The sequence below is a fragment of the Bradyrhizobium sp. WD16 genome (genome assembly GCF_024181725.1).
In the GTDB taxonomy this organism is placed as follows: Bacteria; Pseudomonadota; Alphaproteobacteria; order Rhizobiales; family Xanthobacteraceae; genus Bradyrhizobium_A.
The window spans coordinates 5,721,630-5,745,558 of the sequence record NZ_CP028908.1 but is presented as its reverse complement, the minus strand read 5'-3'; the positions used below and the strand labels follow the sequence as shown (position 1 = coordinate 5,745,558).

The window sequence follows — 23,929 nt, the reverse complement described above, 5'->3', positions numbered from 1 at the left end:
ATGGAAACCGAGCGCCTGATCCGCGTTCTCGCTGCCGATAACGACTGGCGCGGCCAGCCGGTGGCCGCGTGGCTGGTCGTCGGCCTGATCATTGCCGCCGCGGTGTCCTCGACCATATTCGTGACGCTGTTGCATCTGCGGCCTGGTTTTACCTCGGCGCTACGCAATCCGTTCTTCGACTTCAAATTCGCCGTCACCCTCGCGCTGGCGGTACCCGCCTTCGGCCTGCTGCCGATGCTGGCCCGGCCGGCGGCGCCGGTCGGGCGGCGGCTGTGGTTGCTCGGCCTGCCGGTGGGCCTGCTGGCGCTCGGCATCATTGCCGACCTCGCAGTGCCCCAGCGGGTCGGCTGGACGGCGCGCCTCGTCGGCACCAACGCCCGGACCTGCCTCACCGCGATCCCGGTGATGTCACTGCCACTGCTCGCGGCAGGTCTGATCGCCCTGCGCCACGGCGCAACGACCCGTCCCATGCTGGCAGGTTCTGTCGCCGGGCTGATGTCGGCCGGCTTCGCCGCGACGCTTTACGCCGCCCACTGCACCGACGATTCGCCGCTGTTCGTCGCCTGCTGGTATACGCTGGCAACGGCCTTGGTGGCGGGACTTGGCGCCTGGCTCGGTTCGCGCCTGCTGCGCTTCTGACGTCGGTATTCGGCGGCGCAGGTGTCATTTTACCAGTCTCAGCATCTCACCGTGGCGCTTTGGCCTTTTGCGCCGATTCAGGATCAACGTGCGTTCGCGTCCTGGACGCCCATTTTTCCCAATTATTTAGCGAAGAATTTTCAACGTGAGGTTCGAACCAGTTATCGGCGGGGGCCGACCAATCCAGCGAGCCGGACAATGAGCGTGGCCCAGGCATCAGACCAAGACCTGATCGCCCGGATCGCTTCCGCTGATCGGCTCGCCGTGTAGGTGTTGTATGCGCGACACCAATTACAATTAAGAGTGTTTCGTTTCGCGTTGCGTCTCGTGCGCAGCGAGCAAGTCGCGGAAGACCTAATCAGCGAGGTGTTCCTCGACGTGTGGCTGCAGGCGGGCAAGTTCGAAGGCCGTTCCGCGGTGTCGACCTAGTGTGGCGTCTCGCAATTGCCTATGCCCTTTGCGGCAAGCCCCTGTAGGCAATTGCGAGACATAAGCCACACTAGTACTTTGATTTTGCTAGTGTCCCTATGTCTCCGAATTACCGTGCGAGCGCGAGGCAAACGTAGCGGTAATTCGGAGACGGGACACTGGCTCCTGGCGATGACGAGGTTCAAGGCGCTGTCCGTGCAGCCTAAGCGCACAAGGACGCGGAACTCGATGATGAAGCCGCAGCGGCGATCGAGGATAGGTTCGACGATCCCGAGGTTGCGGTCCAGAACAAGGACACGGGCGAGGCTCTCAGGAAATGCTTGACCGCATTGTCGCCAGAACACCGAGAGATTGTCGATCTCGTCTACTACCACGAGAAGTCGGTGGGAAAGGTAGCGGAGATCGTCGGAATCCCGGAGAATACGGTCAAGACGCGCTTGTTCTACCCGCGGAGGAAACTGGCCGAATTGCTCAAGGCAGCCGGTGTCGAACGAGGCTGGCCATGACCGCGGATGATCGGAGCCCGCAAAACCTGCCGGACGATCTTGAACTGCTGCTGCCCTGGCATGCCAACGGCACCCTGGCGCCGCGCGACGCGTGCCGCGTCGAGGAGGCACTGGCGCGCGATCCGGCGCTGGCGCGCCAATACGCTGCGATCCGGCAAGAATATTCCGATGCCATCCACCTCAACGAGAACCTCGGCGTGCCGTCGTCGCGCGCCATGCAGCAGCTGTTCACAGCAATCGATGCCGAGCCTGCCCGTGCCCAGCACGCCAAGCTGAGCCTGGCGACACGTCTCGGTCACTTTCTGGCGTCGTTGTCGCCCCGCACGCTGGTCTATGCCGCAGGTGCCGCGGCGCTTCTTCTGGTGCTGCAGGCCGGCGTCATCGGCGCCGTGGTCGTCAAGGATATGTCCGGCAGCTATCGTACCGCGTCGGACCAGCCGACGAAGGCCATCAGTGCCACTGCGCTGGTGCGCTTCCAGCCCGATGCGCACATGGCCGAGGTCAGCACTTTGCTCGGCTCCTATAATGCCGTGATCGTCGGTGGTCCGAGGGCAGGTACTATCCGCATTCAGATCGGCGACAAGGCGCTATCCAGGAATGAACTGACCAAGCTGATGGCCAGGCTCCAGGCCGAGGAGATCGTCGGCTTCGCCACGCCCGCGGACTGAGATCCGCAATTCGAAGCCGGAGGCGCGCGATGAAGATGCCGCGGCAGATCAACTCGGCGTCGCCCCGGTTGTCCGCCACTGCAGTTGTACGGCATCCATGCGGTCCTACTGCTGATCGCGCCGATGGACGGCGCTTGCGCCCAGGCGGCATTGTGCGGGCCGACCATCAGCAACATCAATGTTGGTCCGCGCGTTCCCAGTCTCACCATCGGTCCGAGCGCAATCGAATCTTCACTACTCGCCCAATCTCGACGGTGGTGACGCGCTGCCGCCCTCGGGCGGTGGCGCCAAGGCTTCCAAGACCAGCAATCCGAACAGCAATGCCGGGCAGCCCCCCAGGACCGCCGCGCCCGGACCGGACCGCCGCTATGTCGCCAGGGAAGTACTGATCGAGATTGCCGGTACGCCGAGTGATGCGGACGCCGATGCATTGGCGCGCCGTCACCGCCTGACCCGGGTGCAGTTTCAGGCATGCCGTTGGTCGACGGGGCACTGTTTCGCTGGCGCATCCCCGACGCCCGTTCGGTGGAGAGCGTGGTAGGTGAGCTCGTCGCCGACGGTTCGGCGCGAGCGGCGCAGCCGAACTATCGCTTCGTTCTGCAGCGGGCGGTGGGGCGAGCGAGGGCGATCCCGCCCAATATGCACTGGCCAGCCTGCGGCTGCCCCAGGCGCATCAGCTGGCCCGCGGCGATCGCGTGATGGTAGCGGTGATCGATCCCGGCATCGATTTCACTTGTCCCGAGATTGCCGGCGCCAACGGCGGCACCTTCAATCCGATCGGCGGCAGTGAGCCGCCACATTCGCACGGCACCGGCATTGCCGCAGTGCTCGCCGCCCATGGCCGGCTCATGGGCACGTCGCCCGCCGTCAGCCTGCTGCGGATCCGCGCCTTCGGCGCTACCTCGTCGAGCCAGCCCGAGAGCACGTCCTTCACGGTGCTCCGCAACCTCGATTACGCCGCCTCCAGGGCGCCCGCGTCATCAATATGGGCTTTGCCGGTCGGCAGGACGGGCTTGTCGCAAAGGGCCTGGCGGCGGCCGCGGCCAAGGGAATCGTTCTGGTTGCGGCCAGCGGCAATGCCGGCTCGAAATCGCCGCCGCTGTTTCTGGCCGCGGATCGCAATGTCATCGCGGTGACTGCGACCGATGCGGCTGACAAGTTCTTCGCCGCGGCGAACCGCGGCCAAGGCCGATGCCTTGGCTGCGGTCCCCGCCGCCGATATGCCGGTGCCGGCTGCCGCCGGACGACGCGGCGCAGACCAGCGCGCGCTGAACGCCTCTTCCTTCAATTCTCGCGTGTGCCGCCCGCGCGATGGTTGCATCTTGGTGATCCTGCGGCGCTGCGTTCGATGACTATTTGCGGGCAAGATTGAACGTCCGCTGCGTCTGCCGACACCAATCTGCGTGAGAGGGCAACTCTCTCGGGCTGTTCGGCGTGAGCGCCCATCCACCCGCGCGCCGAAACGGCTGGACCCGCCCGGTTGTCCCCCCGGGCGGGTCTTTTTTTGAGGTGCGACACAACTCCCGGGACGAGAGACGAAATGATATCGGAAGGGGAATGGGAGGGGGCTGGGCTTCACGTTGGGCGGCGCAGCGACGTTGCCTTGCGCCGTCCGGCAATCCGCTCGCTTCCAAATTCGTCGGGCAGATCGCCGACAAGGAAATGCCCTATGACGTCAAGTGTGGGGCGAGGCAAGATGCGGCGGCGTTACTGAAGCCGACCTGAAGGCGCTGGAAAACAGGATCACCGCGCTCGGCACCAAGGTGCTGGCCTCCCTAAGCGCGTGTCCTTCCGCGGCGATCATGCTTGAGGTTCGTTGAGTGAGCCAAGGCGCCGTCGCGCAACGTCAGGTCGCCGGCGCTGAAGCGCGCTACCGAGATTGCGCGGCGCCTTTCGACATTGTTTGTCAATGATCACGCTGGACAAGGCGCCGGCTTTCCACAAAATGTCCTAACTTGGTGAAGTGATTCGTGTTGCGTGTGCGTCCGTTTTCTCCCTCGCGGACAATTTTATGGCTCAGCGCACAGCGATCGTCTTCAGCCGTCCGTTTGCCGTTCGAGGTCTTGCTCTCGCCGAACAGCGGCTCGCTTATCTCAGTGAGCTTTATGACAGCGGGCGTTGGCGTCGCTTCCATGACGAGGCCGATTTCCTCTCCAACATCCGCGAGACGAAGGCGGCGCTGGAGAGTTGGCGTCGTCTCGCTGCGCATCCTGAAGCGCAGTGTGGTGTACCGCCTGATCCCGGTCCATTGCAGGGCGATGGAGGGGGGCTGCCGGAAAGGGCTACGAACGTTAGAACCGGGACACTCGTGCCTGCGCTTGGTCTTGAGCCATCCTCGGCAGCGCTGCTGCCGGCCATCGGCTTCTCAGCGCACGGTGTTGGCGCCGAGATTGATCTGCGCAAAGCCGGCTGATTCCCGCCGGGTCAGATCGGTGGTGACGATCCGGGCGTGGTCGAGGCCGACGATGGCGCCGCGTGCCGCCCCCGAAATCATGTTGCCGGTCACCGATGCGGTGCCTGCGCCGGCGATCACGGAGACGCCGATACCGACCGGAGCGTTGCGAATGACATTGCCGTTGATGGCGACATCGCGCAGATATTTGCCCCAGCCGGCGACAATGCCGAAGGATGGTGCATTCTCCACGACGTTGCCGCTGACGGCGCTGTCGGCCTCCACATAGATGCCGACGCCGGCATCGTCGTCGGGCGCCGTGCCGATCGGCCGCTTCGGCACGAGATTGCGGATGATATTGCCCTGGACCACGGCGAGGCGGCCGCCTTCGTTGAAATTGCAGACCGAGACGCCGACCGCCGCACCCTCCACGGTATTGCCGGCGATCACCGCACCCTCGAAGCTGAATTCAGAATAGAGCGCCACTTCCCGGACATTGCTGATGCTGTTGCCCGTGATCTGGATGTTCGACGCCGAATTGCCTCGCACCGCGGAATAATCGCAGTCGCTAATCCGGTTGCCGCGGACGATGACGTTGCCCGCGCGGAAGGCGTTGATCGCGTTGCCGTATTGACCGGAGCCGCCGGGGCCGGCGCGAATGCCGTCGATGCGATTGTCGAGCACCATCGTGCCGTCATCGCCGATCGCGGTGCGCAGGATCTCGATGCCGTTGTCGTTGGCGTTGCGAATGACGTTGGCGGCGACGGTGAGGCCCAGCGCATCGAACGAAACCACCGCAGTAACGGCGATGTTGCGCAGGCTGTTGCCGCGGATTTCTCCAGCGACATTCTCCAGCCAGATGCCGCTGCCGCCGCTCGCCACGATCTCGCAGTCGGTGACTCGCACGGCGTGGCTCTGCAGGCAATGCACCAGGCCGCGACGCTGCGGCAGCGGAATGGCGCAGCCGTCAAGGATAAGGCCGGTGAGCGAAAGGCCGTCCGCGCCCTGGCTCTCGAACAGCGAAGGGCCGCCGGTGAATTGCAGGCGGCTCTTGCCGCGGATTCCGATGACCTGGGCGCCGTTGGGCAGCCTCAGCGCCCCGGTGCGATATTGGCCGGGGGGCAATGCCAGCGGCACGCCGGCAGCCGCGCTGTCGTCGATCGCCCGCTGCAACTGGCGGGTCTGGTCGTCGGGTGAGCCGGGGCGCAGGCCGTAATGGGCGGCGTCGCGCCCGAGTTGCTGCGGCGCCGCTTCGGCTGGACGCGACAGCGCTGCGCCGGCCAGGGCGGCGGCCGAGACAGACAACAGGCGGCGGCGATCGGGATTCATGCGGGCGCTCCTGCCCGCCAAAATAGGCCCCGGCACTTGATGCCGCCTTGCCGGGTGAGGCGATCCTGCGGGTGTGGTTAACCGCTGGCCAACAGCTGCTGGCGGGTGAGGCGGATCATGGCCAGCATCATGGCTTCGCCGGCATCCACCAGTTCCTCGAAATCGACGCGCCGTACCGGGGACGGGCGGCGCGAGAATGGCGCGCGCGCGACCAGCGGCACATGCACGAAAGCGGCAAGCGTTGGGCCATCGGAGACGCGGGTCGCCTCGATGGCCCGCCATGAGAGGTAATTGCACAGATAGCGGCCGGCATCGCGCGACGGCTCGGTCCAGGCGCCGCTCTGCCGGGACGCGCACAGCAGCTGATCGGTATGACCGCCGAAGAGGAGCGCGTCGGCGCCGCCCGGGGCAAGCGATGCGTGCGCGCCGCGCCGGCGGGCCGCATCCGGCCATAGCGCGGTCACGGTGTTGCGGGCGCGGCGCTCGATGCGGATGAACGGTGTCCGCTGGGCGAGCCCGAACATCAGCATCGCGTCGGGAGCATGGGCGCGCAGCAGCGTGGGCAGCTCGCGATCGACGGCCCCGTAGCTGACCTCGAAGACATGGCCGATACGATCCAACTCCGCCAAGGCGGGGCGGCGCAGCAGCAAGAGGCGCGTTACCAGCGCCGGCGTCGGATTGAACGGGGCGCCGGGGAACGGGCCGAAGCCGGTCAGGAGGAGCCGCAGGCGCCGCGCCGTCATGGATGCCAGCTCGCCTGCAGCAGACGCATCAGGTCTGCGGCGGCCATCGATGGAGTCGTGCGGCCCTCCGCTACAGCCACCTCGATCTGACGGACCTGGGCGCGGATGGACGCGTCGCTGCGCAGGCCGGCCTTGAGCTGGTCTTCGAGGATAGCCCACATCCATTTTACCTGCTGCTCGCGGCGGCGGGCGGCGAATTCGCCGGAGGCCGTCATGGCGTCCCGGTGCGCGAGGATCTTCTGCCAGAGCTCGATGATGCCGTCGCCGGTCAGCGCCGAGTAGGTCATCACCGGCGGGCTCCAGTGGACCGAACGCGGCGCGAGAATGTGCAGCGCGGCGCGATATTCAGCCGCGGCGGCTTTCGCCCGCGCAAGGTTGTCACCATCGGCCTTATTGACGGCAATCATGTCGGCAAGTTCGACCAGGCCCTTCTTGATGCCCTGCAACTCGTCGCCGGCGCCCGGCAGCATCAAAGCGAGGAAGAAGTCGGTCATGTCGTAGACGGCCGTTTCCGACTGGCCGATCCCGACGGTTTCCACCAGCACCACGTCGAAGCCCGCTGCCTCGCACATCAGCATCGCCTCCCTGGTTTTCGCGGCGACGCCGCCCAGCGTGCCGGCGGAAGGAGAGGGGCGGATATAGGCATCGTGTTCCGCAGACAGGCGAGCCATGCGGGTCTTGTCGCCGAGGATCGAGCCGCCGGTTCGCGTCGAGGAGGGGTCGACGGCAAGCACCGCGACCTGGTGGCCCCCGGCGATCAGCGCCATGCCGAGCGCGTCGATCGTGGTGGACTTGCCCACCCCGGGCGAGCCGGTGATCCCGACACGGACCGCATCGCCGGTCGAGGGCAGCAGGATCTGCACCAGCTCGCGAGCCTGGGCTTGATGATCGGCCCGCCGGCTTTCGACCAGCGTGATCGCCCGCGCCAATGCAGCCCGGTCGCCGGCGCGGAGGCGGGCGGCGAGGGAGGGGAGGTCGGGGGGCTGCGGTTTGGCGATCATACGGCGGGTGCGGTTGGGGGAAGGGCCGGCCGGGCGGGACGGACTCATTTTCAGTGCCCACCATACAAGAGAGCAGGGTGGGCAGACAGGGCGGGCGGGCGTGGATAGAGGTGGGTGTGATCATTGCCGCCGGTCCCACTCAGCTCGGGTGCGGCGTCGCTCCATGCGAACTGCTCGCGGGCCAAAATCCCGCTGGTGTCCCGGTTCTAACGTTCGTATCCCTGATACGAGTGTCAGATCCACCGTACCAGCCGTCACCGGGTGCGCCCTACGTCCGGTTGCATCGTTTGGCGCGTTTCGCCGTCAGCCATTCCGGAGGCAAAGATCAGATCGGCTGCGGTCACCACGAAGATGAAAACAAGCCATGTGCGAACCGCGCCGGCGATAGCGCGCGCATCGCTAATTCTCGACGTAGCGAGATACCGCGCGCCGGATTATCGCGGCGTGTCGTTCTCGGGCGTCGTGTGATGCAGGGCGATCGGCGTTGAGCGCACTCCTCTGTGCAGAACCGGCCGACGCTGGTCGGCGAGATTCCACTCAGGAGATATTCTATCCTTACTCTCCCCCGAGATCGACCGCCGACGCTACCAACGCAGAAGCGCCCAAGGCCGCCACCTGAAGTGCAGGGAACAAAAGGAAACCCGCCAGTACGGCCCACGCCAGGACGACCAAGACGACATCCCGTCCCCGAACACCAAGACCGACAGGGGCATCCCAACCCTTATCGCCATCGGCGATGAGGGTTTCGAGTGTGGATACTGTGGCGCCCTTGCTAGCCATCTCAACGTCCCGCTGTCGAAGATCGAACGATCCGACTTTTAGGGACCAGCCCTGAGGACCGGATTGAAATCCGATCGCCAATTTGAGCGGCAATTCATTCAAATTGTTAAGCATGCCGATCGGCCAATCCGCGTGCGCGCCCCCGGCGAGCGTTTGCATCGGGAGGGCCACCAGCAAGATGGCTCGTACGGCGGGATGGAGACGACGCTTCGAATTCCGCCCGGTCCGCGAGTTCGCTGCAGGCCAATGGTGCCTGATCGGGGGCGCAAGCTCAGTCGATGAATGCCGGTCGGGCACTTGGGTCGGTGCTGCCGCTTGCCACGTGCGCTATTGATGCAGATCAACGCGCCGACGTATTCGTGGTCTTCATTAGGTTGGTGTCGATGCCCAATCCAACTCGGTTCCAGGCAGTTCCGGAGGTTGAATGCTCAAAGCTGTTCAATTCACGTTTCTCGGTTTCGCCGTTCCCATAGTGCTCGGTCTTTCCGGCGCTTGGTTGGCTGACCGTGCCGGCGCAGTTGTGGGGCTTTGTGGAGGCTTGGGATTGTCGTTTTTCGCGACGGCGTACATCATGGGACGATAGTTTCGACACGCTAGTGCGGTGGATTCGACGCTCGTTTCAGCATTGCAGCGAATTCGTCGTACGAGCGTCAGATCCAAAACCGCACTAGAATCATAACTATGCTAGTGTCCCTTTGGTTCTCACGTTCGTATGAGCGCTCGCTGCAAAGGGATACGAGCGTTAGAGCCGGGGCACTAGATGAGTACAACGCGCAATCAGCAGGCTTTGGGGCGTTCAGAGGATGGCCGTCTCTTGTGCGTTTGCATCATTGGCACTCGTCCCGAGGTGATCAAAATGGCGCCCATCATCCAGCGCCTGAATGAGAGCCACTGGGCGAAGCCTTACGTCATCGCCGTCGGCCAACATACCCACCTGCTCGATCTCGCAATCAAGGACTTTGAGATCGGGATCGACGAGCATATCGAGATCGCGCGCCCGCGGTCATCCCTTGCGGAACTGCTGGCCCGCGTGATCGACGGTCTCGACACGAGACTAGAGCCCATCAATCCGGCCTGCATGATCGCGCAGGGCGATACGACGACGGTTCTGGCTGCGGGACTCGTTGCCTTCCATCGCCGTATTTTCTTCGTGCACGTCGAAGCCGGCTTACGCACGGGCAACATGGATGCGCCGTTCCCGGAAGAATTCAACCGCCGCGCTGTAACTCTGGCAACGTCGCTGCACTGCGCACCGACCGCAGGAGCGATGGCCGCGCTGATCGCCGAAGGCGTTCCAGCCGCTGACTGCCTTGTGACAGGGAACACCGTGATCGACGCTCTGCTGGAGACAGCAGAACGAAAGCCGGCGCTCCCGAGAAACTTCCCAACCACCGCCAGGACCATTCTGTTGACCGCGCATCGTCGTGAAAATTTCGGCCCGCCTCTGGAACGAGTATTTTCGACCCTGCGTGCCGAGGTCGATCGCTATCCGGACATCGGGATATTCTTTCCCATTCATCCGAACCCCGACACAAGACGCACGGCTCAACGGTTCCTGGGCGAGCATCCGCGTATCGTCTTGAGCAAACCTTTGGGCTATTCGTCGCTAGTCGCGGCGATGCAGGCGAGCTGGCTGATCGTCACCGACAGCGGTGGATTGCAAGAGGAGGCGCCTGCTTTGGGCAAGCCTGTCCTGGTTATAAGAGAGACCACCGAACGACCAGAGGCGCTGGGAACCGAGACGGTCAGGCTTGTCGGAACCGATCCTGACCGCATCATGCAGGCGATCTGTGAACTGCACGATGACGTGCAGGCGTATCAGCGCGTAGCACGACCTGTCTTTCCCTATGGGAACGGCCGCGCCGCCGAATATATTGTCGGTGCGCTGCGCCGGCGACTGGTGCCGGAAGACAAATCTGCGACCGAACATGATCGAATCGGTTCAGCAGGAAGCGGTCCGTCAAAACAACAACCGAACGAGCCTCATAAACATACCTCCACCGTCAAACCACGGCGGTCGACCCTGAAATTCGATGCCTGCGCGGCGATTGCGGCACTGCTGTTTCCAGTGTGCGCATTCGCGCAAACTGTAACGTTCGAATCGACGCTACAAGATCGCGGTTTCAGGGACGGCATCGTGCTGCAGGGACGCGCGACATCGAGCGTCTTCGTTGCGCTGCCTCGAGAGGCAGAGGTGACCAATGCCCGCCTCATCATCGATGGGCAATCCACGACTCCAACCCTGCAACGCGGCAGCTTCTCGGTTGATGTCAACGGTCAGCCTGTCGATGGCGTGAGTCTGAACGGCAAAAGTGGTCTGGTTCCCCTGCAGCGCTCGATTGTGCTTGGCAATGACAGGTTGCGCGGCTTCGATGGCCTCAATATTCGCTTTGAAGCCGATCTGCGAGCAAGCGCCGATCCTTGCACCGATGACGTCGATCCGGCCAATTCCGTTACTATTTCGCCCCAAACCCGGATTGCATTCGACGTCGATATTGGTCAAGTGCGGTCCATCGCAGACGCAGTCGCGCTACTGCCGCGGCATCCGCTTGTGCAATTACCCGAACAGCCGTCGGTGTCGGCCGAGATGGCCACGGCCGGGCTTCAGCTTGGGGTCCTTTTGACGTCGCGCGGACAGGAGCCGCGCTTCGCCTCGGCCCGTGGCGACGATACAGTGGTCATCCGTCTCGATGCGAGCCGCTCGCCCGGCTCCCCTTCCATCCAGATCGAACGCAAAAATAACAAACTCGACATCGTGGTCGATCCAAATAGCGACTTCACGGCGCTCGGGCTTCTGCTGCAGGCGGCACCGGCCGCCTTGGTGGGGCAACAAGCTGTGGTCTCGCGCACTCCGGCGCCATCACAATCAAGAGGTGACAATTTTCAGGCATTTTCGTCGCTGCCGCCCGCGCAGCGTGTCCAGCGGTATGGCGAATGGCTTCTCAATTTTCCCCTTGTCGCAAGCAACGGCCGTCTGCCGGACTCCGCTTTCCTCAAACTGTTCATTGCACCTGACTGGTCGGGCGAACGCCCCATTGCCACGATCTATCTCAATGACCAGATCGTCGCCGCCGAGCGACCCGATATCGGCGAAAGCAGCATATCGGTGTCGTTGCCGGCATCGCTGTTACGCTTCACGAACGCTCTTCGTGTGACGCTGGAGCGCGCACGCAGCGATCACTATTGTGCCGCGACGGACCGAGGACAGCCGGTGCAGATCCTCCCCGGGTCCGGCTTGATCCTTGGCGATGGCGACGGCATCGGCTTTAACCGTATTGCCCGTGCATTCAGCGGCGGCGGGCAGGTGGCACTGCCGCAAGACGCTGCCAATTCATCAAGCGTCGGATCATATTTGCAATTGGCCTCGAAGCTCCTGGCGCCGTTCAATCCTTATGCCAGAGGGCTTTCCGTTGTCTTAGGGACACCATCTCCGTCCCGCGCTGGCGGGATGCTTCGCTTTGAAGCCGTCGGTCCTGGTGGCGTCATCCTGCCGATCGCGGACCAAATCGAGGGACGGAATCTTCGCTATGAGGTCAACTCACCTCTGGCAGCCTTGTCCGCCGAGAGCGATGGACGGACCCTGCTCGTTCAACTGACTGACGTCGGAAATCTGCCGCAACCCAGATCACTCTATCTCGGCAGCGGCTCGAACGCGCTTATCGCCAATAGTGGAGTAGTCTGGCAGAATAGCGCCGCGGCCGGCGGTCCTTCTGCCGTCAACATGGTCCGGAAATTTGGCGAGCGCATATTCAGCACGAGCGGCCTCGCGATCGGACTCATCGCCGTCAGTCTGGCTGGCCTGCTGTTCGGCAGCCGCGCCATCGTCAAGACCATCTTCAAACGGCAGCGCGGCAAGGCGGACCGATGAGCCAGTTCCTTTATGCGCTCGTCACCTATCAGCAGGTTTCCGAGGTTCTGACATATGCCGTGACAGTCCTTATCCTCGTATCCAGCATCGATGACCTGTTCATAGATTGCTGGTACTGGCTGCGCGAGTTGTACCGTTGGTACTGGATCAGGGCCAGATATCCAGCTCTCAAGGTCGAGGCCCTCGAAGCCAGAGCTGAACGTCCGATTGCGATCGTGGTTCCGGCGTGGAAGGAGCAGGACGTCATCGCGGCTATGCTGAATACCAATGCCAAATTCCTGCGCTATGACGACTATCAGTTTTTCGTCGGTGTCTATCAGAACGACCCTGGAACGATCGCGCAGGTCGAGGCGGTGGCGGCGCGCTTTCCGAATATCAACATGGCAATCGTTCCGCGGGATGGTCCGACCAACAAGGCCGACTGTCTCAACGTCGTGTTGGCGCAGGTCGTCGGGTATGAGCGAAGAACCGGTCGGGAATTCGTTGGCATTGCCCTGCACGACAGCGAAGATGTCATTCATCCGTATGAGCTGAAACTTTTCAATTATCTACTTGACAGGATGGACCTCATTCAATTGCCTGTCTACTCCCTCCACCGTGGCTTCAGTGAATTTGTCGCCGGCACCTATATGGACGAATTCGCCGAATGGCATTCGAAAGATCTCGTCGTCCGTGAAAGCATGACCGGCGTCGTTCCGTGCGCCGGCGTATCCGCGTGTTTCAGCCGCCGCGCGGTAATGGCCTTGCGCGACGAAAACGAGGGCGAGGTGTTTTCCACAGCCAGCCTGACCGAAGATTACGATATCGCCTTCCGTCTTCATAGATTGGGGATGCGGGAGATATTCGTACGCTTCCCTATCGAATTTACAGTCGAAACGCTTGACGAAGCGGCGCACCCCGTCCACGTCGCGAAGCGTCTGCCGATCGCGACGCGAGAATATTTTCCGGCGGAATTTCGTGCCGCGTACAGGCAAAGGGCACGCTGGTTGATTGGCATTATCTTTCAAGGATGGTCGCACCATGGCTGGATCGGCGGCGTTGGGGCCAAATATTTCTTCTTGCGTGACCGGAAAGGTTTGATCACGGCTCCGAGCGCGCTGCTGGCCTATTTCGCGATGACGAACCTGATCGTGATTGATCTTCTATTTCGTTGTTTCCCGCGCGATCAGATGCTGGAATATGCGCTGCTCAATACGGCCGGCTTTCGGCTGATGCTCGGCCTCAATTTTTTTCTGCTGCTCAACCGGATTGTTCAGAGAACATTCTTTACCGCACGAATCTATGGAGTGACGGATGGCTTGATGGCCGGGCCGCGCACGATTGTCTCCAATTTCCTGAATTTCTACGCTACCATGCGGGCGATTGCCGTTTTCTCGCGGCACAAGATGACCGGAAAACCTATCGTGTGGGACAAGACGGATCACAGTTATCCGATAGAGGTCGGCGAAGGGTTCCTGGCATCGTCATGAGCGAGATCAAGCCCGCCTCTCTCAAGCAGGAGCCGACCGGTCGGCGCGATGAGCTTCCGCGCTATGGTGCCGCCGGGGATACGATGGTCCGCAAGCGGCCAGCCGCGCTCAGTGTCGACGCGATAGGCGCCTTTGGGATGTGGGCAGGCCTTGCTTCAGTAGGAAACCGACACTCCGGCGAACCATCCCGCGGCACGGTCGTCGCCAGCCAGCTTGAAGCGATATTGTGCCGTCAGATCCAGATAGGATGCGGGTCCTGAATATTGATCCTGACGAAACCAGAATCTTAGATTGGCGCCGGCGCCCGCTCCGAAAGCGTCGGGTCTTGGTAGCAGCGAATCGTAGGCTGCTCCGACCACCGCAAAGGGGGTGAAAACGATCTTGTCGTCAAAACCGGGGAGGCGAAACGAATGACCGGCCCGTAGTTCCGCATTAGCCAGCGTCTGCTGAACTGCGGTGAAGCGGTCGAGTTCTCCGTAGACCTGCCAATACATCCAATGGGTCGTATCGAGGCGCAAATCACCGCCTTCGGCCTTGGAATAGGCCGCGCGCAACAGCCAATCCCACCGTGAGACTTTGCCGATCGGAACCAGGCGGCTCACTTCAAAAACAAGGTTTTGCTCGGAGAACGGCTTCCAGCGCGCACCCGCGCTACCCTGGATGGTATCTTCGCCGACGGCACCGACAGGCTTACTATATAGCGTTTCGAAGGCGCGCGCGAACAGTTCGAATGTCGCGCCGTTGCGATACCCGATGTCCGGCGGGCGCCAATAGATTTCAGCACCTGCTTGCAGCGTCTTGCCGCCGGGTGCCGGCCCCGGCAAACCCGACGCCGGAAAACCGATCGGACTGTAGAGCAGGGATGCATAAGCGCCCCACGTGCGTTCGACATTTGTGACGTCGCGGCGCACCTCCAGCAATCTCTGCGGTGTCAGAGCAAGTTCGCCGTTCGACTGAGCGTCGATGGCCCTCTTAAAGAGACTTTCGGCTGTTTTATTATCGAATCGACGCTTTGCGACATACGCGGCGTCTAGCAGCGCCTGGCCATTCAACTGCCCATCCCGATCCGCCCGGCTGAAATAGTCGGCAGCGACTTCGTCGTCCCCGACCTGGCTTGCGAGATAGGCCATGTCGAGATTCTTTAGGCCGCTCAGGTCGTTCGACGATCGAGCCGCGACAAATCGTTCTTTTGCTTCGTCCTTCCGTCCCAAGGCGACAAGGGCCGAGATCTCACCGCGAACCATTGCGACGCGTTCTGACGGTATTCTCGTCTTGAATAGCGCCGATCTGAACGCGTCCAGCGCCTCGGCCTGCCGGTCGAGAGCCTGCAGCGCGAAGCCCCGACGCGCCGCCACATCATAGCTGCGCTCCCCTGCAAGGGGGGATAATGCGTCCAGCGCGCGCTTCGGGTTCTTTGCCGCAAGAGCCGCATCTGCCAAGGCTAATCTGGCGCTTCTCTTCTGGCTTGCCGTCAAACCGCTTTGTTTCAAAGCCCAGGACAGGTCGTCCATTGCTGGCCCGAAACGGCCCAGGCGTTGACGGAGATAGCCGCGCTGAAGGCGCAGGTTCACGTCATCCGGCGCGCGGTCGAGCGCCTTGTTCGCGACGATTTCCGCCTCCGCGACGCGATTTGCCGCAGCGAGAGCGTTCATGAGCAAGAGCCAATAGGCCGCCTTACCAGGGTCGAGAGCGACCGCTCGGCGAGCGCTAACGATAGCGGCCGCAAAGTCCCGTTTGGCAAATTCCTTGTAGCCGGCATCGGCGGCCTGATAGGCCGCATCAGCGGGTGCCGTCGCCGCAGTTCCTGGAACGATCTGAGCATTCAACCGATCGCGAATGCTTCTGAGCTCATCATTGACGAGGCCCGCAGCAATCGCTTCATCTGCCGCAGCGATAGCGCCCGTCGAGTCGCCGGCCGCAGCCAGCGAATTGATCAGAAGTATGCGCAATCGGAGGAGATCAGGACGCAGAGCCACTGCCTCGCGCGCCGCAGTGACGGCCCGCTGATATTCTTTTGAGGCATAGGCCTTGTAAGCCTGATCGGCAAAATCCCATGCAGGGCCGGAGAGGCTGTCATCCTGCGCGATGACCGGAGCCGAGAAAAGCGTCGCGACGACGACAGACATCGCGCAAGCCATTCCGCGCCAACGGCGGCTCGAGGGACATAAGTCGATAATGGCGCACATTTCGCCTCTGTCGTCTATTGTTGTTCATTAACCATCGTTAACCGGAAAACGTCAATTCATGGTTAACGAGACGTAACCACCGGCGATGTTCCACCCCGAGCACAAGGTGCAGTTGAGCGATGTTGATGCCGCAAGCCGGTTCTGCGTCAGCATGGCCGGCCATCCTGCGCGAGGACACATCGGCCGTCGCTGCCGGGTTCCGCCCTCAGGTCGTTGCGAGGGTATTCGGCTCTACCCCGGATTGTCGGTTGCCGATTTCGAGATAGACGACGTTCTCAGGTGGTCTGACTCTCGATGCTGAACGACAGGCGATCGGAAGGCGGGTGTCGGTTCGGTCGTCTCGGCTCAGTCCGCGTCCTTGTCGCTGGCCGGCCGTTCGCCGCGGAAAATGGCTGCGCCTTCCGCCGACAGATAGGGCTTGAGCGTCTGCCAAGGCACGAAGGCGCGATATGCGCCTTCGGCATAGGAGCCGACCGCATAGGGCGAATAGTTGAAGGTCAGGCCCGAGCTTTTGCCGGCTTCGGTCGAAGGCGCAAGACTGACCGGGCCAAGCTTGAGCAGACTCGGCTCGATCCCCTTGTACCAGTCCATCTCGGGGCTGTCCTCGATATCGCGCTTCTTCTTCTCTTCCTTGAGCGCCGCGACGATCGCTTTGACCATGGCGTTCATGGTCGGACCATTGTCGGCGGTCTCGGCGAAGAAGGGGCGGATGCTGATCCGCTTCTTCACGCTGCGGTCCCACAGGATGGTGTCGGTATAGCTGTTGGGGTGGGCGCCGCCAGAGTATTCGTAATCCTTGCGCAGCAGGCTGACATAGCGGTCCCCAACCACGGAGGCGGTGACGTAGTTGCGCTCGTAGCCGTAGCCGTCCTTTGGGAAGATTTTCGGATCATCACGGTGCGCTTCTTCGGCCTCGCCGCGGTGTTTGTCTGCCCAGCGCTTGCCCTCGGCCAGACAGTTGGCGGCGAGAGCGGGATCCGCCTTGATGGCCGCATCCACGCTGACGCTGATCTCGGCCGCTTTGGTCTTGAGAGTGATATCCGGTTTTGCCGTCGGCTCGGCGCCTGCCGGCGTCGTCACAACGGCAATGGCGAACAGCGCCGCCATGGTTCTCTTGGCAATCATCAGTTCAAAATCCAATCGTCAAGCGAGCGGCGCGCCGGGGAAGGTACGTCGTTCCGGCAAATGACCACTCGTTTATTCGGCCGCTGCGGGCGTGTGCCCGAGCCGGACGTTGAGCTTGAGGATCAGCTCCTCGGCGGCGTCGGCGATCACCGTGCCGGGCGGGAAGATTGCCTCGGCGCCTGCTTTATAGAGCGCATCGTAATCCTGCGGCGGGATGACGCCGCCGACCACGATCATGATGTCGTCGCGACCGAGCTTCTTGAGTGCGGCCTTGAGCTCCGGCACTGCGGTGAGGTGGGCCGCGGCGAGCGAGGAGACCCCGAGCATGTGAACATCGTTCTCCACCGCCTGGCGCGCGGCTTCCTCTGCGGTCGCGAACAGCGGCCCGATATCGACGTCGAAGCCGACATCGGCGAAGGCGGAGGCGATCACTTTCTGGCCGCGGTCATGGCCGTCCTGTCCGATCTTGGCGACCAGGATGCGCGGGCGGCGTCCTTCGGCATCCTCGAATGCCTCGATCAGTCGCTGCAGCTTTTCGACCTTGTTCGACATGGCGGCAGACTCGCGTTTGTACACCCCGGTGATCGACTTGATCTCGGCGCGATGGCGCCCGAAGACCTTTTCCATGGCATCGGAGATTTCGCCGACGGTGGCCTTGGCGCGGGCGGCATCGATGGCGCAGGCGAGCAGGTTGCCCTTGCCCTCGGCGGCGCAGCGGGTCAACGCGGCAAGCGTCTCGGCGACCTTGGCGCCGTCACGCTCCTTTCGCAGCCGTGTCAGCTTGTCGATCTGCAGGCGGCGCACCGTCGAATTATCGACCTTGAGCACATCGATGCTGGCTTCATTGTCGGGGCGATATTTGTTGACGCCGATCACCGACTGGCGGCCGGCATCGATCCGCGCCTGGGTCTTTGCCGAGGCCTCCTCGATGCGCAGCTTGGGAATTCCGGCTTCGATCGCCTTTGCCATGCCGCCGAGCGCCTCGACTTCCTGGATGTGTGACCAGGCCTTGGCGGCAAGATCCCGCGTCAGTCGTTCGACATAGAAGGAGCCGCCCCACGGATCTACAATCCGGGTCGTGCCGCTTTCCTGCTGCAGGAACAGTTGGGTGTTGCGGGCGATTCGAGCGGAGAAGTCGGTCGGCAGGGCCAGTGCCTCATCGAGCGCGTTGGTGTGCAGGGACTGGGTGTGGCCCTGGGTCGCCGCCATGGCCTCGACGGTGGTTCGCATGACGTTGTTGAAGACGTCCTGCGCCGTCAGCGACCATCCCGAGGTCTGGCAATGGGTGCGCAGCGACAGCGAGCGCGCGTCCTTCGGGTTGAAGGGCTTGATGAGCTTGGCCCAGAGCAGGCGGGCGGCCCGCATCTTGGCAACTTCCATGAAAAAATTCATGCCGATCGCCCAGAAGAAGGACAGACGCGGCGCGAAACGGTCGATGTCGAGGCCGGCGTTGACGCCGGCGCGGACATATTCGGCGCCGTCGGCGAGCGTATAGGCGAGCTCGAGATCCTGCGTCGCGCCAGCCTCCTGCATGTGATAGCCGGAGATCGAGATCGAGTTGAATTTCGGCATCTTCTGCGAGGTGAAGGCGAAAATGTCCGAGATGATCCGCATCGAGTGTGCAGGCGGATAGATGTAGGTGTTGCGCACCATGAATTCTTTGAGAATGTCGTTCTGGATGGTGCCCGACAGCTTCTCCGGCGGTACGCCCTGTTCCTCGGCGGCCACCACGAACAGCGCCAGGATCGGCAGCACCGCGCCGTTCATGGTCATGGACACGCTCATCTGGTCGAGCGGAATCCCTGCGAACAGCGTGCGCATGTCGTAGATCGAGTCGATCGCCACGCCGGCCATGCCGACGTCGCCGGAGACGCGCGGATGATCGGAATCGTAGCCGCGGTGGGTGGCGAGGTCGAAGGCGACCGACAGGCCCTTCTGGCCGGCGGCGAGGTTGCGGCGGTAGAAAGCGTTCGAATCCTCCGCCGTGGAGAAGCCGGCATATTGGCGCACGGTCCACGGCTGATTGACGTACATGGTCGGATAGGGGCCGCGCAGATAGGGCGGAATGCCCGGCCATGTGTCGAGGAAGTCGATGCCGGCAAGATCGGCCGGACCATAAACCGGCTTCACCGGAATGCCTTCCGGGGTCTGCCATGCGACGGCGGCGGCCTCGGCCGCCAGGGTCGGCGGCGCGAAGGCAATGGACTGGAAATCCGGTATCCGCATGGTCACAACCCCAGTTTCTCGTAGGCGGCGGTCAGCGTCGCGACCGCGTCGTCGCCGGCAAAGATGAAGGCGCTGACGCCGGCGGCGCGCAGCGCGGCTTCCAGCTCGCCGGGCCGGCCTGCCAGATAGATATGCACCGCACCGGCCTTGCGCAGCGCCTCGGCCGCGGCGACCGCCTGGCCGGCATAGACCTTGTCCGAGGAACACAGGCAGACGAGGGCGGCGCCGCTGTCGCGGAACGCCGGGCCGATCGTCGCAGGATCGCCGCCTTCGCTGCCCAGCGCTTCGATGCCGCCGGCTTCGAAGAAGCTCTTGGCGAAGGTGGCGCGGGCGGTGAAATCCGCATGGGTTCCGAGATTGGCCAGGAAGATCTCCGGCCGTGCTCCGGTTGCGGCGAGCACCGCATCGGAGCGGTCGCGCAGCTGCTCGAAGGGCTCGGCGAGGCGCATCGGCACGAGCGCGGCGAAGGCGACGGCCGGCGTCGGCAATGGCGGCGGCGGCGGTGACGGGGCGAGGACTTCGACCGGCGCTTCCTTGAGGTTTGGAAATTCACTGGCGCCGGTCAGCACCTCCTTGCGCCGCGCGATCGCCTTGGCGCGGACGGTCCTGACCTCGGCGATCTTGCCCTGCAGGAGTCCGCATTGCAGTGCGGCAAAGGCGCCGCCGGCGCGCTCGATGTCCTGGAACAGCGACCACGCCGCGCCGGCGAGCTGGGCGGTGAGATCCTCGATACCGCCGGAGCCTGCCGCCGGATCGGTAACCTTGTCGAGATTGGATTCTTCCAGGAGGATCAGCTGGGTATTGCGGGCGATGCGCCGCGCAAAGGGATCGGGCAGGCCGAGCACCAGGGTATGCGGCAGCACCGTGATGCTGTTCGCGCCGCCGAGGCCGGCGGCGAAGACGGCGATCGTGCTGCGCAACAGATTCACGTATGGATCGCGCCGGGTCAGCATGCGCCAGGCAGTATCGCAAGACACGAATAGTTGCTCGCAAATCAACCCGCAGTTGCGCTCGACGTGGCCCCAGAGCAGGCGCAAGGCGCGGAATTTCGCCAGGGTGAAGAACTGATCGGCGTCGGCGCTCAGGCGCGCATGGATCATGCGCCTCGCCGCCTCGATCGTCAGTCCCGCATCGGTCAGGGCACGCAGATAGGCAACCCCGCTCGCCAGGACAAAGGCGAGTTCCTGCGCTTCCGAGCCGCCCGCATTGTGGACAACGCAGCCGTCGGCGAGGGCGCAGGGCGCCGTGAAGCCGAGCGCGGCGATCTCGCGCGCCGTCGCCGCGAAACCGGCGGCGCTCTCCACCCATGACGCCGCGGCGCCGCCGGCGCGGGCGGCATCACCGATCGGGTCGAGGCCGAAGCGGACATCGGTGGCACCGGCCGTCAGACCCCGGCGGTCGAGCAGGGCGGCGAGCGCGTGCGGCAGCTCGGCGCCGCCAGGCGGCAGCGACAGGGCGATGCCGATCCCGGCATCGAGATGAATGCCGGCGAGCACCTGTTCGAGTGCCGCGGCGGTGGCGGGAAGGCCGAAGCCATGGGCCGAGGCGCTGGCGGCGAACACCAGCTCGAGCCCCGAGGCGCCGTTTTCGAGGTCGCAGATGGCCTGCCGGTTCGCCGTCGCGGCGTCGGTGTGATCGATCCGCTGAGTGACCTGCCAGGGCTGCGCCGTCCCGCGACCAGGAACGACGGAAGCATCTTTCGCCCGCGGATAGATCGGCTCGATCCGCAGCCCGTCGGCGGTTCGGCTGGTCAGGCGCTCGAGCGGGGCGCCCTTGAGCACCCCCTCGACGAGCCGCGTCCAGTCGTCGCGGGTGGCGGCGGGAAATTCGGCGGCGAGTGACAGGTCTTGCGGGTCGGAAGGCATCGCGGCGTTTCGGCTCCCGGATTTGTCGGCTGGTTCTAATGATCCAGAAAATGCCATGCCCGGAAAGGGCTGCCAATGATCCCTTTGGCGCCTCAGCCGTGCGCGGGCAGCCGGCGGATGTCCACGGTTGAAACCCCGGCGAGAGCTTCGCGCGGCGTCCGGCCATCGATCGGGCGGTCGGGCGCGATCTCGGCGAGCGGCACCAGGACAAAGGCGCGTTCGAACAGCCGGGGATGCGGAATGGTCAGGCCGGGCAGATCGATCCGGACGTCGTCATAGGCGAGGATGTCGAGATCGAGGGTGCGCGGGCCCCAGCGGGTCTCGGCGGCGCGGTTGCGGCCGAACCGCGCCTCGACCGCCTGCAATGCGCTCAGCAGCTCGCGGGGTGGAAGCTTTGTTGCGATGGCGATGCAGGCATTGACGTAGGCAGGCTGGTCGCCCCTGCCCCAGGGTGGCGTCTCGTAGTCCGACGAGCGCGCCAGGAGCTCCGCCTGCGCGGCGTCGCCGATCGCCGGAATGGCCTGCGCGAACGTGGCGCGGACGTCGCCGACATTGCCGCCCAGCGCGATCAGGACGTTCGCCACGGCACTATTCCGCCCCTTTCGCCGCCGCGCGGCTGCGGGTGATGACGACGCCGACATCGTGGAAAAGTGCGGCAATGGGGGCGTGCGGCTTGTGCACCGTTACCTTGACCGCACTGATGCGCGGAAAGGATGCAAGGATGGCCTCCGCCACCGCGCCGGCCGCGCGTTCGAGCAGGCGGTAATTCTTGCCGGCGAACGCCGCGCTCGCGGCCTTGACCACGTCGGCATAGGACACCGTGTCGGCGAGGCGATCGGTGCGGGAGGATTCGCCGAGGTCGGTGGACAATTCGAGATCGATGACGAAGCGCTGGCCGACCTCCGCCTCGTGCTCCATCACACCGTGGCGGGCGTGGATCAGGAGGCCGTGGATGAAGATGGTGTCGGTCATTGCCGGTCCTCGATGGCCGCGGTGACGCGGATCGCCTGCATGGTTTCGGCGACGTCATGGGCGCGGATGATCTTGGCGCCATGGCGGACTGCGATCAGATGCGCCGCCAGCGAGCCGCCGAGGCGCTGCTGCGGTTCGGACGGGACCACGCTGGCGATGAAGCGTTTGCGCGACGCGCCGACCAGAATGGGGCAGCCGAGCGCATGCAGCGCATCGAGCTTCGCCAGCGCGATCATGCTCTGGTCCTGCGTCTTGCCGAAGCCGATGCCCGGATCGAGGATGATCTTCGCGGCGGGGATGCCGGCGCGGCTGGCAATCGCAAGGCTGCGTTCGAAGAACGCGAGCATGTCGGCGACGACGTCGATCGCCGGATCGACGCTCTCGCGATTGTGCATCACCACCACCGGGACGCCATGGGCCGCGACCACCGCGGCCATGTCCGGATCTCCCTGCAAGCCCCAGACGTCGTTGCCCATGGCGGCGCCATTGGCGAAGGCCCAGTCGGCAACCGAGGCCTTCATGGTGTCGATCGACACCGCCGCCCCCAGTTCCACCACCGCAGGCAGGACAGGTTCAAGGCGCCGCAGTTCCTCGTCGCGGTCCACCGGCTCGGCCCCGATATAGGGCCTGGTCGATTCCGCGCCGATATCGATCAGGTCGGCGCCTTGGGCGATCATCCGTCGCGCCTGGGCGACAGCCGCTTCCGGTGCCGCGAAGCGGCCGCCGTCGGAAAAGGAGTCCGGCGTGACATTGAGGATGCCCATCACCGCCGCCGTGCGCCGCTGGAGCAGAAGCTGCAGGTCGAAACCCGGCCCCGATCCGGGGCGGGCCGGTGTCTGACGGGAGAGTGCGCTCATGCGGTGGCTTTGCGCGGTCAGCCGCCTCAAGTCAAGCAGCCAACGGCCAGGCTAGTGTGGTGGATCTGACGCTCGTTTCAGCATCGGAGCGAGTTCTTCAAACGAGCGTCGGATCCAAAACCACACTAGAATCATAATGCTAGTGTCCCCTTGTTTCCAACGCTCGTATGAGCGCCTGCTGCAATGGGATACGAACGTTGGAAACGGGACACTAGCTTTTTGATTTTGCTAGTGTCCCGATGTCTCCGAATGACCGTGCGAGGGTGAGGCAAACGAAGCGGTAGTTCGGAGACGGGACACTCGGGGGCCGGCCAGTCTAGGGTCGAGCAGACATGGCGCGAGCGGGCAGCCCGGATCGGGACCGGCGGCCGAGCTGTTGCAGCCGCGGCCCTTGCGCGGCGCGAACCGCGCGGTGACCAGGCACTCTTCAGCGTGACGGGATCACCAAAAGTCGTCAGTAGGAAATCTTGAGGGGCAGTTTGCGGGCGTTCTCGATCAGTCGTTTGACCGAGGCGCCGGAGGGCAGAACGCCGACCAGCTTGCGCTTGTCGTTCGCCTCTTTCATTGCCTGGGCAAGCCGCTCGGGATTGCGGTGAAGCAATTCCCGCACGGTGGTCACACCCGCCGCCCGCAGCAGTTCGGCCTTGGCCTTGCCCATGCCCTTGATGCGCATGCAGTCGGCGATGTTGGCCCATTCCAGCAACTGTTGTTCGCTCAGGCCGGTCTTGGCCGCCAGCGCCCTGCGCCCCTTCAGGGTGCGGGCCGCCTCGAGCAGGCCGGCCGTCGTGCGAATTCCAACCGATTTCAGTTTGGCAGCAGCCTGGGCCGTGAGCCCGTCGATCAAGGCAATCGGATATGTCATGCTAACGATACT

The 23,929-nt window shown here is 63.7% G+C and carries 20 protein-coding genes and 2 pseudogenes; 9 read left to right on the top strand and 13 right to left on the bottom strand.

Annotation, left to right across the window (positions count from 1 at the left end; all coding sequences use genetic code 11):
- The 5 genes and pseudogenes from DB459_RS26510 to DB459_RS26490 all read left to right on the top strand — a co-directional run bounded on the left by DB459_RS26510 (window position 1) and on the right by DB459_RS26490 (window position 2,941).
- Window positions 1-639 carry an NrsF family protein gene (locus DB459_RS26510; protein WP_253710227.1) on the top strand — a complete coding sequence of 213 codons (639 nt, stop codon included), beginning with the start codon at window positions 1-3 and terminating at the stop codon, window positions 637-639.
- 198 nt (window positions 640-837) lie between these two features.
- Window positions 838-1,065: pseudogene (locus DB459_RS26505) on the top strand (sigma factor); the annotation flags it as partial.
- A 162-nt stretch (window positions 1,066-1,227) separates the two neighbouring features.
- Window positions 1,228-1,574, top strand: a pseudogene (locus tag DB459_RS26500) (sigma-70 family RNA polymerase sigma factor); the annotation flags it as partial.
- Complete coding sequence (locus tag DB459_RS26495; RefSeq protein ID WP_253710225.1) at window positions 1,571-2,242, top strand: hypothetical protein; 672 nt, start codon at window positions 1,571-1,573, stop codon at window positions 2,240-2,242. The pseudogene DB459_RS26500 and the gene DB459_RS26495, both read left to right, overlap by 4 nt.
- Window positions 2,243-2,713: 471 nt before the next feature.
- A complete protein-coding gene (locus DB459_RS26490; protein WP_253710223.1) occupies window positions 2,714-2,941 on the top strand; it encodes a hypothetical protein in 228 nt (75 codons plus the stop codon).
- On the opposite strand, the gene DB459_RS26485 is transcribed toward DB459_RS26490, so the two are convergent.
- Window positions 2,916-3,176 (bottom strand): hypothetical protein, encoded by a 261-nt coding sequence (locus DB459_RS26485; RefSeq protein ID WP_253710221.1) that lies wholly within the window; start codon window positions 3,174-3,176, stop codon window positions 2,916-2,918. The genes DB459_RS26490 and DB459_RS26485 overlap by 26 nt on opposite strands.
- A 51-nt stretch (window positions 3,177-3,227) precedes the next feature.
- On the opposite strand from DB459_RS26485, the gene DB459_RS27670 reads away from it, so the two are divergent.
- Together DB459_RS27670 and DB459_RS26475 are read left to right on the top strand one after the other, a co-directional pair.
- Window positions 3,228-3,614, top strand: a complete 387-nt coding sequence (locus DB459_RS27670) for a hypothetical protein (protein WP_371926825.1) — start codon at window positions 3,228-3,230, stop codon at window positions 3,612-3,614.
- Window positions 3,615-4,253: 639 nt separating this feature from the next.
- Window positions 4,254-4,655, top strand: a complete 402-nt coding sequence (locus DB459_RS26475) for a TIGR03809 family protein (protein WP_253710217.1) — start codon at window positions 4,254-4,256, stop codon at window positions 4,653-4,655.
- On the opposite strand, the gene DB459_RS26470 is transcribed toward DB459_RS26475, so the two are convergent.
- The 4 genes from DB459_RS26470 to DB459_RS26455 all read right to left on the bottom strand — a co-directional run bounded on the left by DB459_RS26470 (window position 4,608) and on the right by DB459_RS26455 (window position 8,664).
- Entirely contained in the window at window positions 4,608-5,963 is a 1,356-nt protein-coding gene (locus tag DB459_RS26470; RefSeq protein ID WP_253710214.1) for a TIGR03808 family TAT-translocated repetitive protein, read from the bottom strand. The two genes, DB459_RS26475 and DB459_RS26470, sit on opposite strands and share 48 nt — an antisense overlap.
- A gap of 77 nt (window positions 5,964-6,040) precedes the next feature.
- Window positions 6,041-6,706: a pyroglutamyl-peptidase I gene (locus DB459_RS26465; RefSeq protein WP_253710210.1), complete on the bottom strand. Its 666-nt coding sequence runs from the start codon at window positions 6,704-6,706 to the stop codon at window positions 6,041-6,043.
- Entirely contained in the window at window positions 6,703-7,707 is a 1,005-nt protein-coding gene (meaB, locus tag DB459_RS26460; RefSeq protein ID WP_253713708.1) for a methylmalonyl Co-A mutase-associated GTPase MeaB, read from the bottom strand. The genes DB459_RS26465 and meaB overlap by 4 nt, the downstream gene beginning before the upstream one ends.
- A gap of 555 nt (window positions 7,708-8,262) precedes the next feature.
- Window positions 8,263-8,664 carry a hypothetical protein gene (locus tag DB459_RS26455; protein ID WP_253710207.1) on the bottom strand — a complete coding sequence of 134 codons (402 nt, stop codon included), beginning with the start codon at window positions 8,662-8,664 and terminating at the stop codon, window positions 8,263-8,265.
- A 583-nt stretch (window positions 8,665-9,247) separates the two neighbouring features.
- On the opposite strand from DB459_RS26455, the gene wecB reads away from it, so the two are divergent.
- A complete protein-coding gene (gene wecB, locus DB459_RS26450) occupies window positions 9,248-12,355 on the top strand; it encodes a non-hydrolyzing UDP-N-acetylglucosamine 2-epimerase (protein WP_256519237.1) in 3,108 nt (1,035 codons plus the stop codon).
- Window positions 12,352-13,824, top strand: a complete 1,473-nt coding sequence (locus DB459_RS26445; protein ID WP_253710199.1) for a glycosyl transferase family protein — start codon at window positions 12,352-12,354, stop codon at window positions 13,822-13,824. The genes wecB and DB459_RS26445 overlap by 4 nt, the downstream gene beginning before the upstream one ends.
- A gap of 155 nt (window positions 13,825-13,979) precedes the next feature.
- Here DB459_RS26445 and DB459_RS26440 read toward each other — a convergent pair whose 3' ends face one another.
- The 8 genes from DB459_RS26440 to DB459_RS26405 all read right to left on the bottom strand — a co-directional run bounded on the left by DB459_RS26440 (window position 13,980) and on the right by DB459_RS26405 (window position 23,917).
- A complete protein-coding gene (locus tag DB459_RS26440; RefSeq protein ID WP_253710195.1) occupies window positions 13,980-15,950 on the bottom strand; it encodes a tetratricopeptide repeat protein in 1,971 nt (656 codons plus the stop codon).
- A 405-nt stretch (window positions 15,951-16,355) separates the two neighbouring features.
- Window positions 16,356-17,135, bottom strand: coding sequence for a DUF3298 domain-containing protein (locus tag DB459_RS26435; RefSeq protein ID WP_371926824.1), 780 nt, complete (start codon window positions 17,133-17,135; stop codon window positions 16,356-16,358).
- 72 nt (window positions 17,136-17,207) lie between these two features.
- Entirely contained in the window at window positions 17,208-19,361 is a 2,154-nt protein-coding gene (gene scpA / locus DB459_RS26430) for a methylmalonyl-CoA mutase (RefSeq protein ID WP_253710192.1), read from the bottom strand.
- Window positions 19,362-19,363: 2 nt separating this feature from the next.
- Window positions 19,364-21,226 carry a methylmalonyl-CoA mutase subunit beta gene (locus tag DB459_RS26425; protein WP_253710188.1) on the bottom strand — a complete coding sequence of 621 codons (1,863 nt, stop codon included), beginning with the start codon at window positions 21,224-21,226 and terminating at the stop codon, window positions 19,364-19,366.
- 92 nt (window positions 21,227-21,318) lie between these two features.
- Window positions 21,319-21,810: a 2-amino-4-hydroxy-6-hydroxymethyldihydropteridine diphosphokinase gene (gene folK / locus DB459_RS26420; RefSeq protein WP_253710186.1), complete on the bottom strand. Its 492-nt coding sequence runs from the start codon at window positions 21,808-21,810 to the stop codon at window positions 21,319-21,321.
- Window positions 21,811-21,814: 4 nt separating this feature from the next.
- Complete coding sequence (gene folB, locus DB459_RS26415; RefSeq protein ID WP_253710183.1) at window positions 21,815-22,198, bottom strand: dihydroneopterin aldolase; 384 nt, start codon at window positions 22,196-22,198, stop codon at window positions 21,815-21,817.
- Complete coding sequence (folP, locus tag DB459_RS26410; RefSeq protein WP_253710179.1) at window positions 22,195-23,055, bottom strand: dihydropteroate synthase; 861 nt, start codon at window positions 23,053-23,055, stop codon at window positions 22,195-22,197. Before folP ends, folB begins: the two co-directional genes overlap by 4 nt.
- A gap of 454 nt (window positions 23,056-23,509) precedes the next feature.
- Window positions 23,510-23,917, bottom strand: a complete 408-nt coding sequence (locus tag DB459_RS26405) for a DUF4332 domain-containing protein (protein WP_253710176.1) — start codon at window positions 23,915-23,917, stop codon at window positions 23,510-23,512.
- Between the last annotated feature and the right edge of the window lie 12 nt (window positions 23,918-23,929).

Excerpts from the sequence above, each read along its gene's own strand:
- DB459_RS26495 (WP_253710225.1), top strand. The coding sequence starts at position 1,571 with ATGACCGCGGATGATCGGAGCCCGCAAAACCTGCCGGACGATCTTGAA.
- DB459_RS26445 (WP_253710199.1), top strand. The coding sequence starts at position 12,352 with ATGAGCCAGTTCCTTTATGCGCTCGTCACCTATCAGCAGGTTTCCGAG.
- DB459_RS26470 (WP_253710214.1), bottom strand. The coding sequence starts at position 5,963 with ATGAATCCCGATCGCCGCCGCCTGTTGTCTGTCTCGGCCGCCGCCCTG.
- scpA (WP_253710192.1), bottom strand. The coding sequence starts at position 19,361 with ATGCGGATACCGGATTTCCAGTCCATTGCCTTCGCGCCGCCGACCCTG.
- DB459_RS26425 (WP_253710188.1), bottom strand. The coding sequence starts at position 21,226 with ATGCCTTCCGACCCGCAAGACCTGTCACTCGCCGCCGAATTTCCCGCC.
- wecB (WP_256519237.1), top strand. The coding sequence starts at position 9,248 with ATGAGTACAACGCGCAATCAGCAGGCTTTGGGGCGTTCAGAGGATGGC.
- DB459_RS26510 (WP_253710227.1), top strand. The coding sequence starts at position 1 with ATGGAAACCGAGCGCCTGATCCGCGTTCTCGCTGCCGATAACGACTGG.
- meaB (WP_253713708.1), bottom strand. The coding sequence starts at position 7,707 with ATGATCGCCAAACCGCAGCCCCCCGACCTCCCCTCCCTCGCCGCCCGC.
- folP (WP_253710179.1), bottom strand. The coding sequence starts at position 23,055 with ATGAGCGCACTCTCCCGTCAGACACCGGCCCGCCCCGGATCGGGGCCG.
- DB459_RS26465 (WP_253710210.1), bottom strand. The coding sequence starts at position 6,706 with ATGACGGCGCGGCGCCTGCGGCTCCTCCTGACCGGCTTCGGCCCGTTC.
- DB459_RS26475 (WP_253710217.1), top strand. The coding sequence starts at position 4,254 with ATGGCTCAGCGCACAGCGATCGTCTTCAGCCGTCCGTTTGCCGTTCGA.
- DB459_RS26490 (WP_253710223.1), top strand. The coding sequence starts at position 2,714 with ATGCCGTTGGTCGACGGGGCACTGTTTCGCTGGCGCATCCCCGACGCC.
- DB459_RS27670 (WP_371926825.1), top strand. The coding sequence starts at position 3,228 with ATGGGCTTTGCCGGTCGGCAGGACGGGCTTGTCGCAAAGGGCCTGGCG.
- DB459_RS26435 (WP_371926824.1), bottom strand. The coding sequence starts at position 17,135 with ATGATTGCCAAGAGAACCATGGCGGCGCTGTTCGCCATTGCCGTTGTG.
- DB459_RS26440 (WP_253710195.1), bottom strand. The coding sequence starts at position 15,950 with ATGTCTGTCGTCGTCGCGACGCTTTTCTCGGCTCCGGTCATCGCGCAG.
- folB (WP_253710183.1), bottom strand. The coding sequence starts at position 22,198 with ATGACCGACACCATCTTCATCCACGGCCTCCTGATCCACGCCCGCCAC.
- DB459_RS26405 (WP_253710176.1), bottom strand. The coding sequence starts at position 23,917 with ATGACATATCCGATTGCCTTGATCGACGGGCTCACGGCCCAGGCTGCT.